Annotated in this window: 1 pseudogene; it reads right to left on the reverse strand. The window is 78.0% G+C overall.

Features of this window, described 5'->3' with window-relative positions:
• Nucleotides 1-1,212 (reverse strand): annotated as a pseudogene (locus ABZ573_RS32510) (beta-ketoacyl synthase); the annotation flags it as partial.
• Nucleotides 1,213-1,230 lie beyond the last annotated feature (18 nt).

Genomic DNA, 1,230 nt, shown 5'->3' on the forward strand with positions numbered 1-1,230 from the left:
ACCGGCCCCGTTGGCCAGCAACCAGCGCGCCACGTGCCGACCCAGGGCACCCGTACCACCGGTCACCAGCACCGTCCCGGCGGGCCGCCAACCCGCACCCGCGGGCGGCGCGGCCGGCACCAGCCGCCGGCCGAAGAGGCCGTTGCGGCGGACGGCCACCTGGTCCAGGGTGCCGTCGGCGAGGATCGCGACGAGCCCGGCGCGGGCGCCGCGGTCGGCGCGGTCGGGCAGGTCGACCAGGCCGCCCCAGCGGTCCGGCTGTTCGAGGGCGACGACCCGGCCCAGGCCCCAGGCCAGGGCCGCCCAGACGTCGCCGGCCCGCTCTCCGGCCGTGACCGGCATCGCGGTACGGCTCAGCGCCCACACCCGTCCCGGCAGGCCGGTGTCGGTGAGCGCCCGGGTGAGGGTGAGCAGGGCGGCCGCGCCGGCGGGTACCGCCGGGGTGTGCGCCAGGGGCCGGTCCTGCCGGGGCAGCACGCAGAGCACCCCGGCCCAGCCGTCCCCGCTGATCCGGCCCAGCCGCTTGCCCAGTTCGGCGCGGGCGAGGGTGGACGACACGGTGAGCGTGTCCACCCGCGCGCCCGCCTGGGTGAGGGTCTTCGCCACGCCCGCGTCGGCGCCGCTGTCGACGGTGACGACCAGCCACCGCCCGGACAACCGGGTCGCCGGGGCCGGCCGCACCGGCTCCCACCCGACCCGGTACGACCACCCGTCGAGGGCGGTGTCCCGCGACCGGTGCTGACGCCAGCGCGCCAGGAGCGGCAGGGCCGGGGCGAGCGCGTCCAGGTCCTCGGTGTCGTCGCCGAGTTCGGCGGCGAGGGCGGCCAGGTCGCCCCGCTCGACGGCGGCCCAGAACTCGGCGTCGCCGCCCTCCGGGGCGGCCTGCTTCGCGGGCGTGCCCTCCGGCCAGTAGCGCTGGTGCTGGAAGGCGTACGTGGGCAGGTCCACGCGGCGCGCGCCAGCGTCGGCGAACCACTGCGTCCAGGTCACCGGCACGCCGTGCACGTGCAACTCCGCCAGAGCGTGCAGCAGCGCCTGCGCCTCAGCCCGGTCCCGGCGCTGCACCGCGACGGCCAGCACACCGTCGTCGCCGGGCAGCACGTCGGCAGCCATCGCGGTCAGGACGCTCTGCGGCCCGACCTCCAGGAACGTGTCCACACCCGCCTCGCGCAGGGCGGTGATCCCGTCGGCGTAGCGGACGGCCTCGCGCACGTGCCGCACCCAGTAGTC

This window comes from Micromonospora sp. NPDC007220, assembly GCF_040634035.1.
Classification (GTDB): domain Bacteria; phylum Actinomycetota; class Actinomycetes; order Mycobacteriales; family Micromonosporaceae; genus Micromonospora; species Micromonospora reichwaldensis.